The 17,099-nt window shown below is 69.3% G+C and carries 15 protein-coding genes; 3 read left to right on the plus strand and 12 right to left on the minus strand.

Going from position 1 to position 17,099, the window contains the following annotated elements:
* Positions 1–213: 213 nt before the first annotated feature.
* Positions 214–1,986, minus strand: coding sequence for a glucan ABC transporter ATP-binding protein/ permease (locus HNR00_RS00805; protein WP_183563329.1), 1,773 nt, complete (start codon positions 1,984–1,986; stop codon positions 214–216).
* Positions 1,987–2,247: 261 nt separating this feature from the next.
* Here HNR00_RS00805 and HNR00_RS00810 point away from each other — a divergent pair, with 261 nt between their 5' ends.
* Together HNR00_RS00810 and HNR00_RS00815 are read left to right on the plus strand one after the other, a co-directional pair.
* Positions 2,248–3,021 (plus strand): motility protein A, encoded by a 774-nt coding sequence (locus HNR00_RS00810; protein WP_183563332.1) that lies wholly within the window; start codon positions 2,248–2,250, stop codon positions 3,019–3,021.
* Between the two features lie 114 nt (positions 3,022–3,135).
* Positions 3,136–3,969 (plus strand): OmpA/MotB family protein, encoded by an 834-nt coding sequence (locus tag HNR00_RS00815; RefSeq protein WP_183563335.1) that lies wholly within the window; start codon positions 3,136–3,138, stop codon positions 3,967–3,969.
* 18 nt (positions 3,970–3,987) lie between these two features.
* On the opposite strand, the gene HNR00_RS00820 is transcribed toward HNR00_RS00815, so the two are convergent.
* The gene (locus HNR00_RS00820) at positions 3,988–4,506 is read right to left on the minus strand and encodes a CAP domain-containing protein (RefSeq protein ID WP_183563338.1); all 519 of its coding nucleotides are present in this window, start codon (positions 4,504–4,506) and stop codon (positions 3,988–3,990) included.
* Positions 4,507–4,559: 53 nt separating this feature from the next.
* Positions 4,560–7,247 carry a DUF3772 domain-containing protein gene (locus HNR00_RS00825; RefSeq protein WP_312885984.1) on the minus strand — a complete coding sequence of 896 codons (2,688 nt, stop codon included), beginning with the start codon at positions 7,245–7,247 and terminating at the stop codon, positions 4,560–4,562.
* A gap of 626 nt (positions 7,248–7,873) precedes the next feature.
* On the opposite strand from HNR00_RS00825, the gene HNR00_RS00830 reads away from it, so the two are divergent.
* Entirely contained in the window at positions 7,874–8,422 is a 549-nt protein-coding gene (locus tag HNR00_RS00830; protein WP_183563344.1) for an HNH endonuclease, read from the plus strand.
* Positions 8,423–8,426: 4 nt separating this feature from the next.
* Here the strand turns inward: HNR00_RS00830 and HNR00_RS00835 are convergent, their stop codons facing one another.
* From HNR00_RS00835 to ftsH, 9 genes are all read right to left on the minus strand, one after another.
* Positions 8,427–8,663: a hypothetical protein gene (locus tag HNR00_RS00835; RefSeq protein ID WP_183563347.1), complete on the minus strand. Its 237-nt coding sequence runs from the start codon at positions 8,661–8,663 to the stop codon at positions 8,427–8,429.
* Positions 8,664–8,689: 26 nt separating this feature from the next.
* Positions 8,690–9,592, minus strand: a complete 903-nt coding sequence (locus HNR00_RS00840; RefSeq protein ID WP_183563350.1) for an outer membrane protein — start codon at positions 9,590–9,592, stop codon at positions 8,690–8,692.
* A 353-nt stretch (positions 9,593–9,945) separates the two neighbouring features.
* On the minus strand, positions 9,946–10,791 hold the full coding sequence (locus HNR00_RS00845; protein ID WP_183563354.1) for an outer membrane protein: 846 nt from the start codon (positions 10,789–10,791) through the stop codon (positions 9,946–9,948).
* A 162-nt stretch (positions 10,792–10,953) separates the two neighbouring features.
* On the minus strand, positions 10,954–11,826 hold the full coding sequence (locus HNR00_RS00850) for an outer membrane protein (RefSeq protein ID WP_183563357.1): 873 nt from the start codon (positions 11,824–11,826) through the stop codon (positions 10,954–10,956).
* 190 nt (positions 11,827–12,016) lie between these two features.
* Positions 12,017–13,360, minus strand: a complete 1,344-nt coding sequence (gene glmM, locus HNR00_RS00855; protein WP_183563360.1) for a phosphoglucosamine mutase — start codon at positions 13,358–13,360, stop codon at positions 12,017–12,019.
* Positions 13,361–13,501: 141 nt separating this feature from the next.
* Positions 13,502–14,248 (minus strand): sulfite exporter TauE/SafE family protein, encoded by a 747-nt coding sequence (locus HNR00_RS00860; protein ID WP_183563363.1) that lies wholly within the window; start codon positions 14,246–14,248, stop codon positions 13,502–13,504.
* A gap of 248 nt (positions 14,249–14,496) precedes the next feature.
* The gene (locus HNR00_RS00865; RefSeq protein WP_376770344.1) at positions 14,497–14,814 is read right to left on the minus strand and encodes a type II toxin-antitoxin system HicB family antitoxin; all 318 of its coding nucleotides are present in this window, start codon (positions 14,812–14,814) and stop codon (positions 14,497–14,499) included.
* A gap of 22 nt (positions 14,815–14,836) precedes the next feature.
* Positions 14,837–15,031, minus strand: coding sequence for a type II toxin-antitoxin system HicA family toxin (locus tag HNR00_RS00870; protein WP_210306246.1), 195 nt, complete (start codon positions 15,029–15,031; stop codon positions 14,837–14,839).
* A 110-nt stretch (positions 15,032–15,141) separates the two neighbouring features.
* Positions 15,142–17,070: an ATP-dependent zinc metalloprotease FtsH gene (gene ftsH / locus HNR00_RS00875; protein ID WP_183563366.1), complete on the minus strand. Its 1,929-nt coding sequence runs from the start codon at positions 17,068–17,070 to the stop codon at positions 15,142–15,144.
* Positions 17,071–17,099 lie beyond the last annotated feature (29 nt).

The raw sequence follows: 17,099 nt of genomic DNA on the forward strand, positions 1-17,099 counted from the left end.
TCCGGAAGTGGGGTTGGGGCGCGCCCTATAGCACGCCCCGGGCCCGCGGGAAGCGCCGTTGCGCACCGGCCGAGATGCGACGTTTCAACATTCTTGGATGGTTCGTCGGGGAACCGTTCATGTTCCCCGCGCTTTCCATCAAGACTCTCCTGCGAAAACCTCCCCTGATCCGGCCTGCCCTCTCACGAAGGCGGGCCGTTTTCTTGCGTCGGATCAGGCGGCCAGCGGCAGGTCGTCCTCGGCTTGCGCGGCCATGAACTGCGCCTTGGCGAGGTCGGCGAAGCGGTGGCCCTGCGCGACCAACTCGTCGAAGGTCCCGGATTCCACGATCTTCCCGTGCTCGAACACGAGGATGCGGTCGGCGTTGCGGATCGTCGCGAGACGGTGGGCGATCACGAAGGTCGTGCGGCCCTCCATCACGGTCTCCAGAGCCTGCTGCAGCTTGCGCTCGGTGGCGGCGTCGAGCGCGCTCGTCGCCTCGTCGAGGATCAGCACCGGCGGGTTCTTCAGGAGCGCGCGGGCGATCGAGAGGCGCTGGCGCTCGCCGCCCGACAGCGAGCGACCGCGCTCGCCGATCACGGTGTCGAGGCCGTCGGACTGGCGGGCCATGAACTCGCCGGCCTGGGCGCGTTCCAGCGCGTCGAGCATCTCGGCGTCCGTGGCGTCGGGGCGGCCGACCTGAAGATTCTCGCGGATCGAGCGGTTGAACAGCATCGGCTCCTGGAACACCACGCCGATGTTGTGGCGCAGGGACGAGAGGCCGATGTCGCGGATGTCGGTGCCGTCGATGCGGATGGCGCCCTGGTCCGGGTCGAAGGTCCGGTGCAGCAGGCCGAGCGTGGTCGACTTGCCGGACCCCGTGGTGCCGACGAGCGCCACGGTCTCGCCGGGCCTGGCCGAGAACGAGACGCCATCGAGGGCTTGGCGGCGGCCGTCGTAGGAGAAGGCGACGTCCTCGAACTCCACCGCGCCCTCGGGCCGGGCGAGCGGCTTGGCGTGCGGCCGGTCGCGCACGGTCGGCACCGTGTCGAGCACCTCGAAGAACTCGCGCATCTTCGGCGCCTGCATGAACACCCCGTTCACGAAGGTGACGACGTGGTCGAGCTTGGTCACCAGCATGGTGGCCAGACTCATGAAGGCGACGATCTCGCCCACCGTCGCGGCACCCTTCTGATGCAGCATGATGCCGGTGATGAAGATCGCCGTCATGGTCAGCGTGCCGGACGCGCGGGTGGCGACGTTGGCGAGCGCCCACCACGACAGGACCGGGATCTGCACCTTGAGCAGGTCGTGGATGATCGAGCGCATCGCCTCCTTCTCGGCCCGTGCGCGGGTGAAGGACTGGATGACGGCGACGTTGCCGAGCGCGTCGGAGGCGTGCGCGGCGAGGCCCGACTGGTACTCCTCGACCTCGCCCTGCAGCGTCTCGGTGCGGCGCAGGACATAGCTCGCCAGCGCCGTGAAGATCAGCACCAGCACGACGAGGATCGCCCCGAGGCGCCAGTTCACGAACAGCGTCAGCGGCAGCAGCACGCCGACGGAGAGCAGCGCGGAAAAATGCTCGCGGAAGAAGTTGAGCCAGATCCAGGCCATGCCGTTGGTGCCCTCCAGCATCGCCTTCAGCACCCGCCCCGAATGGTTCGAGGAGTGGAAGGCGATGGGCAGCTCCAGCACGTGCTCGAAGAAGTTCGCCATGGTGGCGAGCCGGTTGCGGTGCGCCAGCCGGTCGGAATGGAGGGCGATGGCCACGCCCGCGCCGATGGTGAACAGGCCGAACACCACCCAGGCCACGATCCACGGGGCGAGCGAGATCGCGGGCGCCTCCTTCGACAGGTGCGTCAGCCCGTCGATGATGCGGCCCATGATGAGCGGCTCGGCGAAGGCCGCGACCGAGAGGGCGACGTTGGCCAGGATCAGACCCACGGCCAGCCGCTTCTCCGCCCCGAGCAGGCCCAGCACCCGCGCGTAGAGACGAATCATCGACATCTGCGTTTCGCTCCCGTCCCGGCCGGCCGTATCCTCGGCTCCGGGCTCTTGAGACCCGCCGGGACAGGTCCCGGCCCCGGCGATCCGGCTCCGCTCAGGCGGGTTTTCGGACCATCGGTGCGGGACTTATGCCCCGCTTCCCCTGAACGGCACATGACGCGGGCGCGAGCGCTTCGGCAACGTCCTTTACGGTTCCTTCAGGCTGTTTTTTTAGATCTGTGACGAGTGCCCGCAGGCGGGCAGGATCGGGCGTCGCGTCTCATGGATCTCGCAACCGGTATCGGGCTCGTCGGCGGCGTCGGCGTCGTCTTCACCCTGATCATGATCGATGGCGGCAACTTCGCCGCCTATTTCGACAAGCATGCGGTGATCGTCATCTTCGGCGGCGCGGTCGCCGCCACGATGATCCGGTTTCCCTTCTCGACCATGCTGCACGGCCTGCCGATGGGCCTGCGCTACGCCTTCACCATGCGGGCGATCAAGCCGCACGACCTGATCGAGGAGATCACCAAGATCGCCGAGGTGGTGCGCAAGAGCGGGCCCATCGCGCTGGAGAACATGGAGATCTCCGATCCCTTCCTGGCCCAGGGCGCGCGCTACATCGCCGACGGCTACGACCGCGACTTCATCCGCGACACGATGGAGCGCGACCGCGACAACTTCCTGATGCACCTCGACGAGGGCTCGAAGATCTACCGGGCGTTCGGCGACTGCGCCCCGGCCTGGGGCATGATCGGCACCATCCTCGGCATGGTGACGATGTTCGCCAACATGTCCGACCCGTCGAAGCTCGGCCCCGCCATGGCGACCGCCCTGCTCGCGACCCTCTACGGCGCCTTGATCGCCAACATGATCACCCTGCCGATCGCCGACAAGCTCCACGTCAAGCTGGAGGAGGAGGACGTGTCGCGTTCCCTGATCATCGACGGCATCCTGCTGATCCGCGACCAGAAGAGCGCCTCACTCGTGCGCGAGATGCTGATCGCCTACCTCCCGGCCAACCACCGCGCCGACCTCGTCGCCGAAGCGGCCTGATCTTCATGTGCCCCGCTCCCGCGGGGCGTCCGGCGGACGGCCGCCGCGGCGCGTTTGCGCCGGCAGACCGCGATGGTGAGGCACCATCGCGGTCCGGTTTGAGGAGAGAGGGACGTGGCCAAGAAGAAGCGCGGCGGCGCGCATGGCGGTCACGGCTGGTTCGTGACCTTCGCCGACCTGATGGCGCTCCTGATGAGCTTCTTCGTCATGATCGCCGCCTACTCGACCCAGGACCAGAAGAAGCTCCAGGTCGTGGCGGGCTCGATGCGCGACGCGTTCGGCACCAACAAGGAATCGAAGTTCGCCGGCATCATCGAGCAGGAGGGCCTGCCGACCGCGGACAAGCTCAAGCACCTGCGCGACGTGCCGCCGGAGCGGGCCTCCGACCGCACCACCCCGCCGCAGGTCGACAGCGGCCTCGACGACGGCATCCCCGACCGCGGCTATCCGGAAGCGTTCGGGCAGGCCGCCGCCTCGCTGCGCCAGGCGATGCAGGACATGCCGGAGGTGGCCGAACTCTCGAAGAACATCATCATCTCGCCGACCCGGCGCGGGCTCGACGTGGCGATCGTCGATCAGGACGGGCGCTCTATGTTCCCCGAAGGATCGACCCGGCCCTACGACCGCACCCGGCGCCTGCTGGAGAAGCTGGTGCCGACGCTGGCGCGGCTGCCCAACCGCATCGTCGTGACGGGCTACACCGCGACGCCCCGGCCGGGCTCGCGCGACACGGCCCCGCCGTGGGAGCTGTCGGCCAACCGCGCGCTCAGCGTGCGCGAGATCCTGGCCGGCGCCGGCCTGTCCGACGACCGCTTCGCCTCGGTGAGCGGCAAGGCCGACACCGAGCCGATGTTTCCCGACAATCCCTATCTCGCGGCCAACCGCCGGGTGACGGTGACGCTGCTGGCCGAGGCGCCGCCGACGCCGAACGGCAAGTCGCTGCCGTAGCGGCTCCCCGAGGAGCGGCTACTTCGCCACCAGCAGCGCCCAGTACACCTTGTATTTCGAGCCCGGCGCGTAGGCAGTGGCGATGCCCATGCGGGTCGCGCCCGCGTTCAGCATCACGGCGCGGTGCGGAGGGCTGTCGCGCCATCCCGAAAACGCTTCGGCCAGGGTGTGGTAGCCGGCCGAGAGGTTGGCGTCGGCGCCTTCGTAGCCCAGCCGCGTCACGGCGCTTCGCACGGTGCGGTTGCTGCTCGGCCGATCGGCGGCGGCCATCGACGCGGCCTCGGCCTCGGCGAGGCGCTGAAGGTCCGGGTCGAGCCGGAGCGGGGCCTCGCCGTTGTTGCCGCGATAGGCCGAGATCATGTCGCGCGCCGCCCCGGCGTCGAGGGCGGTCGAGGCGGTCGTCAGCGGCAGGTACAGGCTCGGCAGCCCGGCGTCCGGCGTCGTTCGGCCCGCGCAGCCCTGAAGCAGGGCCGCGAGGGCGAGAGCCGCGGTCGCGGCGAAGGCAGGCGGACGTCCGAGCACGAAGCCATGTCCCATGGGCAATGGGCTCAGGTGGGAACGGCCGGGCTTTTGCTCAAGAGGCTCAAGGCTCAGGAGGTCTGCCCGAGCTTGCGCCGTCCCGCCTCCCACTGGCCCTCCCCGCGGCGCGATTCCTCGCGCGAACCGGGGGCCGGATCGGCCACGGCGGCCGTCTGCGACGTGCCGACCGCGTGGGCGATCTGTCCGAGCGCGTCGCGCACCGGCTCCAGACCCTGCACCGTGATGAAGCTTGAGGCCGGGCCCATCGCCGGGATGAACTCGGCGTCCGACAGCGCCTTGAACACGGAGAAGTTCAGGTCGCTCTGGACCTTCTGGCTGAGGTTCACGTCGACGATCATCGCGATCAGATCGAATTCGAGGAAGGGATCGCCGATCTTCTTGAACACCACCCGCGGCGGCGGCTGCTTGAGCACGTCGGCGTGTGCGCTCGCGCATTCCACCAGCATCTCGGCGGCGCGCACCGGGTCCTGGTTGCGCAGGACGCTGACCGAGATGATGACCCGGCCGGTGCGGTCGCCGCGCACCCGGTTCTTGACGATGCCGGAGATCAGGTTCGAGTTCGGCACGATCACGGCCGAGCGGTCGAAGGTCTGGATCTCGGTGGAGCGCACCGAGATGCGCTTCACGATGCCCTCGGAATCGCCGATCAGCACCTGATCGCCGACGCGGATCGGGCGCTCCCACAGGAGCAGCAGGCCCGAGACGAAGTTGTTGACGATGGATTGCAGGCCGAAGCCGATACCGACGGAGAGCGCGCCGGCGACGATCGTCAGCTTCTCGAGGGAGAGGCCGAGATACGAGAAGGCCAGCGCCAGGGCGAGCAGGAAGCCGACATAGCCGGCCACCGTCGAGATCGAGTTGCGCAGGCCTGCGTCGAGGTCGGTCGCGGGGAGGTAGGTGTTCTCCAGCCAGCGCTGGGTGGCGCGGGTGATGAAGACGCCGACGCCCAAGATGGTGATGCCCAGCACGATGGCCGAGGGCGAGATCGTGACGTCGCCGATCTTGAAGCCAAAGAAGGCGGTGCGGATCGAGGCGAAGACGTCGGTCGAATCGAAGCCCCAGGGCGCCAGGATCAGCAGGGCCGCGGTGGCGATCAGCAGCACCCGCGCCGCGCCCGTCGCCAGCACCGCGATCTGGTTGAGGGAGCGTCGGCGCAGGCCCGTATTGGCCTGGAGCGTCGTGGCGAGCCGCGTCTCGCCGCTCAAGGAGCCGCCGATCAGCGTCTCCGCGCTCGCCATCAGCAGCCACAGGAGGACGATGATTCCCGCCGCCCAGATCAGCTGATCGACGAGGAAGGCCGAGAGCGCGACGTAGCCGACGAGCGGCCCCACCGCGATCACCGCCGCGGCCGCCCAGCCGAGGAGGCGCAGGGGGCCGCCGATGCCGCTGGAGGCATCGGCGGCAACGTAGGGGCCGAAGCACTCCTCCTCCTTCTCCGCGGTGTCGGCGAAGCGGTGGAGGCCGATGGCCAGCAACGCGGCGGCGGCGACCGCGCCGAGGCCGCGGGTGGCGATGGAGATCGGCAGCGCGGCGTAGATCGCCGAGTTCAGCGCCTCCACCGACTTCGAGACGGTGATGACGACGGCGATGGAGACGGCGAGCGCCGAGATGCGCCATGCGGCGGCATCCGAGACCGGGGCCGGGCGCCAGGCCGGCTTGCCGACGGCGAGCAGCGCGTCGGCGGTCGCCTGGACGAAGGCCACGAAGGCGAAGCCGCCGACGATGGCGCTCGCCACCGGCAGGAAGCGCGCGGGCAGGAGTTCGGTGGCGTCGAGCGCGTAGTAGATCGCGTAGCTGCCGGCCACCGCCGGCAGCGTGCCGAGCAGCAGCACCCGCCACGCCGCCAGCAACTTGCGGCGGCGCGAGGGATCGGTGACCGCCGTGTCGCGCCGCCCGAGGCGGGGGGCGATGTTGCGGCGCCCGAAATAGAGCGCGAAGGACAGGCCGAAGGCGAGCCCGAGCACCAGCAGGTTCCACAGGGTGCCGTTGCGCCGGAACAGCGTCACGGTGTCGTCGAAGCCGGAGCGCAGCGAGGTGACGTCGCGCGGAATGTCGGCGGCGACCCGCATCCACAGGTCCGGGCTCAGCAGCGAAGAGGCGCGCTCGAACAGGCCGCGGGTGAAGGCGGCGCGGCGGCGGTTGGCGATCTGGTCGACGATCTGGTCACTCTGGACGAGGAGCGACTTGGCGAGGCGCTGCGTGCCGTCGACGTCGTTGACCGCCTGCTCGCGCTCGGCCCGCTCGCGGGCCACGTCCTCGCCCTCCTCGCCCTCCTTAGGCTTCGGGCCGATCTGCTCCAGGCGCTCGCGGGCGGCGTCGAGGCGCGGACCGAGGGCGTCGACGATCGCGCGAAGCCGGTCGGCGAGCCCGTCGAGGCCGTCGCGGGCGCGGGTGAGGTCGCCGGGGCCGACATTCGGGCCGGTGATCGCCTTCTCGCGGGCTTCGAGGTCGGTCTTGATCTCCTCCAGGCGGTCGCGCACCGTCTGCAGCGCCTCGGAGGCCGGCGTCTTCGGGGCCGCCGGCTTTGCGGCGGGGGCCGGTGCGGGCGCCTGGGCTTGCGGCGGCGCGCCCTGGGGCGCGGCCTTCTGCGCGGGCGCTGGAGCCGTCGGCGGGGCGGCGGGGGGCGCCGGCTGCCCCTGGCCCGTGGCCGCGTTCGGTAGCAGGGCGCTGGCGCCGAGGGCGGCGATCAGGGCGGCGCTGCGGGCGAGGCGGCGGAGGCCGGGGAGCAATCGAGGCATCGTCATCCTTTGCCGGAGGAATCGGGTTCGTCGGGCGGCCGGGGCGGCATGAGCCCACCATGAGGCCGACAGCTAGGGCCGCGTCCCGCGCCGCCGAGGGGCCGAAGGGGAGCGAGGCCTGCGCGCGGCGCGCATCGGCCGGGATTTCGGGCCCTCCTGCTCCCGCAATGGGGCGAAACCGTGCGGAGGGACGATTCTCGGCGCATCGGCCCGAAAGGGAGGGAAGCGGCTTTGGGCAAAGAGCCGATGCGGCGCGATGCACGCGGCGTGCCCGTCCCATCGCCGGGGGATAGGCGCCGGCCGCGACCATGCAGCCGGCGCTCTCGCCTTCACAAGCTTGTCACGCTGATATTAGACTAAGCGGCGATGGACTTGGCCTTATCCTCACGCAGCGAGGAGGCGGCGCTGATCGTCCGCCCCGCCACGCTTGGGACCGCGCCGGCACGTTCCGCCGGACGGGAGAAGCGTCGCCGTCGGGATACCCCTCATCAGGATGCCGTGCGCTTAGGTCCGACCCTGTCGGGACCCGGGCTTCCGCCGTGGCGGGTGCGGCATGGGCCTTCCGGACTTCCTCCGGCCGAGGCCGCGGCGCCACCGGGCGCCGCCGCGAGCAGCGAGTGGCGTCGATGATCGATCTGCAGACCCTGGTCCTCAACGCGGATTACCGGCCGCTTTCCTACAATCCGCTGTCGTTGTGGTCCTGGAAGGACGCCTTCACGGCCCTGTTCCTCGACCGCGTCACGCTGGTGGCCAATTACGACGTCGAGGCGCACAGCCCGAGCCGGTCCCTCAAGGTGCCGAGCGTGGTGGCCCTCAAGAGCTACGTGGCGCTCGCCCGCAGCCCCGCCTTCACCCGCTACAACATTTACCTGCGCGACACGTTCAGCTGCCAGTATTGCGGCCTGCGGCTACCGTCCGGCGGCCTGACCTTCGACCACGTGGTGCCGCGCTCCCGCGGCGGCCTCTCGACCTGGGAGAACGTCGTCGCCGCCTGCTCGCCGTGCAACCTGCGCAAGGCCAACCGGACGCCGGCCGAGGCCGAGATGCCGCTCCTGAACGAGCCGCACCGCCCGACCCGCTACGAGCTGCACCGCCGCCAGCCGGAATTCGACCACCGGCAATACCACCACACCTGGCTCGACTACCTCTACTGGGACAGCGAGCTGGAGACCTGAGCGTTCAGCGGAGAGCCTGCGGCGGCTCGTTGTAGAGCGGCTGGTTGGTCGGGCGCGGCTGGTAGCCCTGCACGGTGTAGCTCACCGTCGGCGGGCTCGCGCGGACCACGGGTCCGGGCGGCGGCAGGCGGAAGCGCGGCCGCGGATCGCGATAGGGCACCTCCGGCGGCAGCGGCTGCGCCAGCGCCGCCGAGGCGAACAGGCCGGCCACGGCTGCGAGGATCGGGAGGGTGTGCCGCATGGCGCTGCCTCTTGGGTTCGAGCGCGTCAGAACTTGACCGCCGCGCCGCCGCGGACGGTGTTGATCTCGGCGCTGTGTCCCTTGAAGTCGTTGAACAGGACGTACTGGTACTCGCCGCGCAGCAGGATGTTCGACGTCAGCGCGAATTCCAGGCCCGCGCCCAGGGCGACGCCGCCGACGGTCACCCGCTTCCTGCCGCCGTAGGTCACGGCCGTGGCCGCGATGCCGTTGCCGGGATCGCTTCCGTCGAAATGCGCGTAACCGTAGTTGTTGACGTAGGCCGGTGGTGTCGTCGACTTGAGATTCGAAAGATAGGTCGCCTTGTCGTAGCCGAAGTTCTGGATCGCCACCGTATCGTTCACGGTGGCGCGCCCCACCGCGACGCCGCCGGTGACGTAGGGCAGGAACGACCCGAACGCGTAGCCGAGCCGGCCGCGGATGGTGCCGTAATCCTTGATGGAGGTTCTGGCCTGTCCTTCGAGCCCGACCGTCGTCAGGTAGCCGTCCTTGGTGTCGCCGACGCGGCCGATCCGGTCGTAGCTCGATCCGGACATGCCGAAATGAGTGTAGTCGGCCTCGATACCGAACACGACTTCGTCGAATTGCATATTGTAGCCGGCCAGGGCTCCGAAGGTCGTCGCGTTGGTGTGCGTCGAGCGCGCCGCGAGGAAGGACGAGGCATTCATCTCCTCTTCGGCGGTGGTGTGGCGCAGGGCGTTGGCGACGATCGGCTGGAACACGTTGCCGAACCCCAGGCCGGCCGACGAGTAGCCGCCGTGCCCGCCGACATAGACACCGCTCCAATCGATCGGAGCAGCGGGGGCGTAATCGTCCTCGCCGCCGCGGAGATAGCCGTAATCGAGATCGGCGGCGGCCGCACCGGAGGCGGACGCAAGAACAGCCAGGAGACCCAGGGTCGCGATACGCATCGTCATCGTCCTCAAGGCACCGGTGCCGAACGCTGCGCCGGGCTGACCATACCGTCTTACTTCGGTAACCTTAATTTTCTGTTCCGAGGCTTTTCGGAAAGCTTCCCGATCTTCGAGGATCGGGAAGCGTTCGGCTCCAGGCCGCATCGTCCGGTGCCGGATGGGCGCAGCGCGCTGCGCCCATCCGGCCACGTCGCGCAGCCGACCGATTCGCCGTCGCTCGCGATGGCGGCCTTGGACACCCCCATCGCCACCGCGGCTCTCCCGACCGAGGCCGCGCCGCGCGACGGATCGGGACGGGGCGCATCGATCCGCCCGACGTCGGCACGGGCCGAGGCGCAGGAAGCGTCCGATCAGTTGCCGTACGCGTTGCCCGCCAAGCCCGGCGTGAACAGATTGGAGAAATTGTAGCGCAGGCCCACGCGGAACTCGTTGGCGGCGAGATCCTTCACGCGGGTGCCGTAGCCGTAGGCGTCGAGCCCGCTCTTGGCCCGGCCGAGATCGACGTAGCGGTAGGCAGCGTCGAGGGTGAAGCCCGCGCCGATGTCGTAGGACAGGCCCGCCGTGAGCGCCCAGGCGAAGCTGGTGAGCGAATGGTTGGCGCGGGCCACGGCCTCGCGCGGGCCGGCGCCGGGGCCGCCGTCGCAGGCCGGAATCAGGCAGGTGGTCTGGGTGTAGTTGCGGCGGAAACTCTTGTCGGCGAAGCCGATGCCGGCGCCGACATAGGGCGTGAAGCCGTACCACGTGCCGAGATCGGCATAGACGTTCACGAGGCCGGTCAGCACGTCGATCTTGCCGGCCTCGATGTTGTAGCCGGTCACGAAGGTCGAGCGGGACGAGAAGGCGCGGAAGTCCGATCCGCCGCGCTGGTCGATCGTCGCGTCCACGCGCAGCCACGGGAAGATCCGGTAGCCGATGCCGCCGCCGTAGCCGCCCTCCGGGCTCATCCGCACGCCGACGAGCGGGGGCATGCCGGGATCGTTCGGATCGGGCCGGGCCGCGTCCTTGGGATTGAGGAACCAGCTCTGCGTGAAGTCGCCGCGCAGGTACCAGCCGCTGCCGATCTCGACCGGCGGGGGGGCCACCGGCGGCGGGGGCGGCGGGGGCAGCAGGTCCGCCGCCGCGGCGAGGCCGGGGAGGGCGATGACGGGCAGGGCGATGACGGTCGCCGCGAGGGCGAGACGATGCGCAGCGATCATGGACTCTCTCGGGAAATCGGCAGCTTCAGGCCGCGGTTCGATTGCCCAAGAGCTTGATCGAAAGAGGTTATGATCGGCTTAACCTTAACTGCATTGCAGCGCAAAAGAAGAACGGCGCGAGTTGCCCCGCGCCGTTCGATCGATTGCGATCCGCGTGACGGATCAGTACTTGCGCACCAGCGGACCGGGCGGGGGCGCGTAGTCGACCGGCGGCAGCGGCGCCGGGCCGCCCAGCAGGTAGCGCAGGCCGACCTTCACGTCGTGGGAGTCGATCTCCTTGGCGCGATAGACGGTGCTGAGGCAGCTCGCGCCGCAGGTGACGATGCCGGTCTGGGCGTCGCCCATGTTGAGGTAGCGGTAGGCCAGTTCGAGCTTGACGTTGTGCGAGAGGGCATAGGCCACACCGGCATGCGCCGCCCAGGCGAAGTTGGTCTTCTCCTTGGCCGGGCCGGTGCCGTAGCCGCCGTAATAGTTGCCGAAGCCGTAATCGTGCACGGTGCCGAACATGTGGTGGGCAAAGCCCACGCCGGCGCCGAAGAAGGGCGTCACGCCGAAGAAGGTGCCGAGTTCGATGTAACCGTTGACGAGGCCGACGACCGAGTCGAACTTGCCCTTGGTCAGGTTGTAGCCGCCGGTGTTCGGGACCGTGGTGTCCTCGGCGAAGAGGTGCCACTTGGTCTGGAAGCGGTACTCGCCGGTCGCGTCGAAGCGGAGCCAGGGATTGAACTGGTAGCCGATGCCGCCGCCGGCGAACCACTGGCTGCCGACCTTGTCCTGGATCGCCTTGTAACCGTAGGCGGTCGGGTGCTTCGAGACGTCGATCGCCTCGGTCTTGCGCAGTTCGAGATCACCCCAGCCGGCATCGCCGCGCAGGTACCAGCCGCCGGCGAAGTCGACGGGCTCGATCATCGGCGGCAGCGGCGGGGGCGGAGGCGGGGGCAGCAGGTCGGCGGCTTGTGCCAGGCAGGGCACCCCGACGCCCGCAAGGAGCGTGAGAGAGCGCGCCCAGGCGAGGAGCGTGGTGCGGCGGCGCATGCGGGTTTCCTTCACTCGTCGGGCGCGCCGGAAACTGAGGGGCCGGCCCGTGGTGCGAGTTGGAGAATGATCCGTGAAGGTTAAGCCGCACTTAACGTAAAAAATTAGCCTTGCCGGTCGAAGGCTTTTCTCGGCGTGACTGCAAAAGGGTCACGCCGGGGGAAGGCGGGGACGGGATGCCGGGTGGACCTCAGGCGGCGGCCCGGGTCACCGCGTCGACCACCTCGTCGACCACCGCGTTGACGAGGTCGCGGTCGTCGCCCTCGGCCATCACGCGGATCACCGGCTCGGTGCCGGACGGCCGGATCACGAGGCGGCCCGAGGCGCCGAGCCGGTCCTTGGCCTGGGCGATGGCGGTGACGACGGAATCGGCCCGAAGCGGCTCGCCGGAGCGGAAGCGGACGTTCTTGAGGATCTGCGGCAGCGGCTCGAAGCAGTGGCAGACCTCGCTCACCGGCCGCTCCTGGCGCTTGACGACGCTGAGCAGCTGGAGCGCGGCGACGAGCCCGTCGCCGGTGGTGGCGTAGTCCGACATGATGATGTGGCCGGATTGCTCGCCGCCGAGGTTGTAGCCGTGCTCGCGCATGTGCTCCAGCACGTAGCGGTCGCCGACCGCGGTGCGGGCGAGGTTGAGGCCGAGGCCGTTGACGTAGCGCTCCAGACCCAGGTTCGACATGATGGTGGCCACCAAGCCGGGCTGGGTCAGCCGCTCGTCCTCCTTCCACGAGCGGGCGACGACGGCCATGAGCTGGTCGCCGTCGACCTTCTGGCCCTTCTCGTCGACGATCAGGACGCGGTCGGCGTCGCCGTCCAGCGCGATGCCGACATCGGCGCGCAGCTCGCGGACCTTGTTGACGAGGGCGGCCGGCGCCGTCGAGCCGACATCGTGGTTGATGTTGAAGCCGTCCGGCTCGACGCCGATGGAGATCACCTCGGCGCCGAGTTCCCACAGGGTCTCGGGGGCGACGCGGTAGGCGGCGCCGTTGGCGCAATCGACCACGACCCTCAGGCCTTCCAGCGTCACGTGGCGCGGCAGCGTGCGCTTGGCGAACTCGATGTAGCGGGCATGCACGCTCTCGATGCGCTTGGCGCGACCGAGATCGCGCGAGCCCGCGAGCTTCTTGCGCAGGTCGCCGCCGTCGAGCAGGGCCTCGATCTCGAGTTCGACCTCGTCGTTGAGCTTGAACCCGTCGGGCCCGAACAGCTTGATGCCGTTGTCCTCGAACGGGTTGTGCGAGGCCGAGATCATCACGCCGAGATCGGCCCGCATCGAGCGGGTCAACATGGCGACCGCCGGCGTCGGCATCGGCCCGAGCAGCAGCACGTCCATGCCGACCGAGGTGAAGCCGGCCACCAGCGCGGTCTCGATCATGTAGCCGGACAGCCGCGTGTCCTTGCCGATGACGACGCGGTGGCGGTGGTCGCCCCGCTGGAACACGACGCCCGCCGCCTGCCCCACCTTGAGGGCGAGTTCGGGGGTGATGACGCCGTTGGCGCGCCCGCGGACGCCGTCGGTTCCGAAATACTTGCGCAACGTCGCTTCTCCGCGTTCCGGACGGGTGCCAGCCGGTCGCACTCTAGCAGATCGAGGCCCGAACCTGCTGAACGAGCCGTGGGCGTGGTGAATCGGTTGCTCCGCGACAAAGGCGGTCGAAATGCGGCCGAGGAACCGTCGCTACGCCAGCTTCGGCAGCGCGGAGGCGAGCATCGCCACGCCCGAGACCGTCAGGAGGCCGAGCACCAGCCGGCGGAAGCCCGCCTCGCTGATCCCGGCATAGACGCGGGTGCCGAGCAGCGTCGGGACCAGCATGGCGAGCAGCACCAGCCCGAGCATCGGCAGCATCGACGGGTTGACGACGCCCGAGGCGAGGTAGGCGATCATGACGGCGAGCAGCATCGACAGGTTGAAGTTCTGGATGACGGTCCGCTGCACGTCGCGCTCGTAGCCGCGCAGGGTGCACCAGAGCGTCGGCAGCACGCCGGTGAAGCCGCCGAGCCCTCCGAGCACGCCGCCCGCGAGGCCGACAGCGGTATCCGCGGCCCGGCCGCCGACGGTGATCCGCGGCAGGTTCCTGGCGAACAGCATGGCCGGGCACCAGACGACGAGTAGGCCGCCGAGGATCGCCTTGAACCACGCCACGTCGAGGCGCGGCAGCAGGGCGACGCCGAGGGGAATGCCGACGAGGCCGCCGAGGACGAAGGGCGCCAGCAGCGGAAGATCGAAGCCGCGGCGGACCTTCACGGCGGCGACGAGCTGCCCGCCGAGGCTGCCGGCCACCGAGAGGACGGCGGCGAGCGCCGGATCGATCACCCAGGCCCAGACCGACAGGGCGGTGAGGCCGAACCCAAAGCCGGACAGGCCCTGCACGAACCCCGCCAGCGCGGCGCCGAGTGCGACGATCAGATAGGTCGATAGGGGCATGGTCGGGTCTGTCTCATGCCAAGCAAGGGGTGACACTGTCGTCCCGCTACTCGGCCGTCTTGGTCCGGTCGTCTCGCGATGCCTGCTTCGATCCATCCGCGCCTGTCGAGGCGTGCCCGGTCGACGGATGCGAGGAGGCAACACTCGAAGCAGCTTCGCTGCGTCGGGCCGTCACAACGGTTGGAGGGAGCGCGGAGACGCGTTGGTTTGCCTGAGTTTGGGCACGGCGTACCGCTCGCCCGATCTCGTCAGCCGGTCGCGGCGCGCTCGACTTGAGCCCGGATGAAGGCATCGAGGGTGACGCCCGAGCGTGCTGCCGTCTCGGCGGCACGTCGGTGAAGTTCAGGGCCGAGCGTGATCGAGACGGAGCCCGTGAATGGCTCCTCGGGCACCTTACCACGCTCGGCGCACCAGGCCTTGTAGTCGTCGATCGTGTCGCGGAAGGCGAGCCGCAGTTCTTCGAGCGAACGGCCCTGGAAGGTGAGGACGTCGCGGATGTTCACGACCTCGCCGTGAAACACGCCCGCTTCGTCATCCAGCGACAGGACGGCGACGTAGCCGTCCAAGCTCATCGTGCTCATGCGAGCCTCAACCGTTGGGCCGTTCCGCTTCCGAGCGGTCGAACCCCGCCTCTCGGAGGAAGCGGCGCACCGCCTTCAGGGCGCCTTTGTCGGTTTCCGGCCGCGGATGCGGCCGATGGAAGACCGCATCGATCCCGTTCAGGTTGATGCGCAGACGAGAACCACGCCCCTCCGATAGGGCTGCGCCGAGAGCCCGACACAGGCTCTCGACATCGCTTCAGGCTACGTCCGACCAAGCCGGTTCTTCGAAGATGGCTCGGACGGTTCATCGGTGACGCGCGTTCACGGCGCGACCGTCCGAGGGTACTCAGGTCATCCCTGCGGCTGGGGCGAGGGCTCCAATCCGCCGTCGCTGCCGCGCGGGCGACCGCGGCCGGTGGAGGGCACCGTGGAGCCGCGGGCCGGGGTCGGCGGGACGTCGCCGGAATCGCGCACCGGGGGTTCGCCCTTGAGCAGCTTCCGGATCTCGTCGCCCGAGAGCGTCTCGTATTCCAGCAGCCCCTGGGCCAGCGCTTCCAGGTCGTCGGCCTTCTCGCCGAGGATGCGGCGGGCATCCTCCAGACCGGCCTCGACGAGGCGGCGCACCTCGGCGTCGATCTTCCGAGCGGTGGCCTCCGAGACCGTCTGCTGACGGCCCATCGACATGCCGAGGAAGACCTCGTCGTTGTTGTCGCCGTAGGCCACGGTGCCGAGTTCCGGCGAGAAGCCCCAGCGGGTGACCATCATCTTGGCCAGCCGCGTGGCCTGCTCGATGTCGGACTGGGCGCCCGAGGTCACCTTGTCCTTGCCGAAGGTCATCTCTTCCGCGATGCGCCCGCCCATCATGATCGCGAGCCGCGAGGTCATCTGCTCGAACGACATCGACAGCTTGTCGCGCTCGGGCAGCTGCATGACCATGCCGAGCGCACGGCCGCGGGGGATGATGGTGGCCTTGTGGACCGGATCGGTCGCCGGGACGTTGAGGGCGACGATGGCGTGGCCGCTCTCGTGATAGGCGGTGAGCCGCTTCTCGTCCTCGGTCATCACCAGGGTGCGCCGCTCGGCACCCATCATCACCTTGTCCTTGGCGTCCTCGAACTCGTGCATCGTGACGATGCGCTTTCCGCGGCGGGCGGCGAGCAGGGCGGACTCGTTGACGAGGTTCATCAGGTCGGCGCCCGAGAAGCCGGGAGTTCCGCGCGCGATCGTCTTCAGGTCCACATCCGGAGCCAGCGGCACCTTGCGGACGTGAACGCGCAGGATGCGCTCGCGGCCGGTGACGTCGGGGTTCGGCACCATGATCTGGCGGTCGAAGCGGCCGGGACGCAGCAGGGCCGGGTCGAGCACGTCGGGGCGGTTGGTCGCCGCGATGATGATGACGCCCTCGTTGGCCTCGAAGCCGTCCATCTCGACGAGAAGCTGGTTCAGCGTCTGCTCGCGCTCGTCGTTGCCGCCCCCCAAGCCCGCGCCGCGGTGACGGCCGACGGCGTCGATCTCGTCGATGAAGATGATGCAGGGGGCGTTCTTCTTGGCCTGCTCGAACATGTCGCGGACGCGCGAGGCGCCGACGCCGACGAACATCTCGACGAAGTCCGAGCCGGAGATGGTGAAGAACGGCACGTTGGCCTCACCGGCGACCGCGCGGGCGATCAGGGTCTTACCCGTGCCGGGCGGGCCGACGAGCAGCACGCCGCGGGGAATGCGCCCGCCGAGCCGCTGGAACTTCTGGGGGTCGCGCAGGAACTCGACGATCTCCTGCAGGTCCTCCTTGGCCTCCTCGACGCCGGCCACGTCGTCGAAGGAGACGCGCCCGTGGGCCTCGTTCAGGAGTTTGGCCTTGCTCTTCCCGAATCCCATCGCGCGTCCGGCTCCGGACTGCATCTGGCGAGAGAGAAAAATCCAGGCGCCGATGAAGACGAGGATCGGCAGCCAGCTGACCAGCAACTGGATGAACCAGGGGGTGTTGTCGGAGGGCGGGCGGGCGGTGATCGACACGCCCTTGCTCTGGAGCTTCGAGACGAGGCTCGGATCGTTGGGGATGTAGCTGGTGAAGTTGCCGCCGCCCACATAGGTGCCGCTCACGTCCTGCCCGGCGATGACGACGGACTGGATCTTGCCGGAATCGGCGTCGTTGAGGAGCTGGCTGTAGGCGATCTCGCTGCCGCCGCCGCGGTGACCCGGGTTCTGGAACAGGGTCACCAGCGCGAGCACTAGCAGGAAGATGACGACCCACAGGGCGAAATTGCGGAAATTCGGGTTCATCTCTCGGTCCTGAGAGGCGTGCGGGCGAC

It is taken from the genome of Methylorubrum rhodinum (assembly GCF_014199935.1).
In the GTDB taxonomy this organism is placed as follows: domain Bacteria; phylum Pseudomonadota; class Alphaproteobacteria; order Rhizobiales; family Beijerinckiaceae; genus Methylobacterium; species Methylobacterium rhodinum.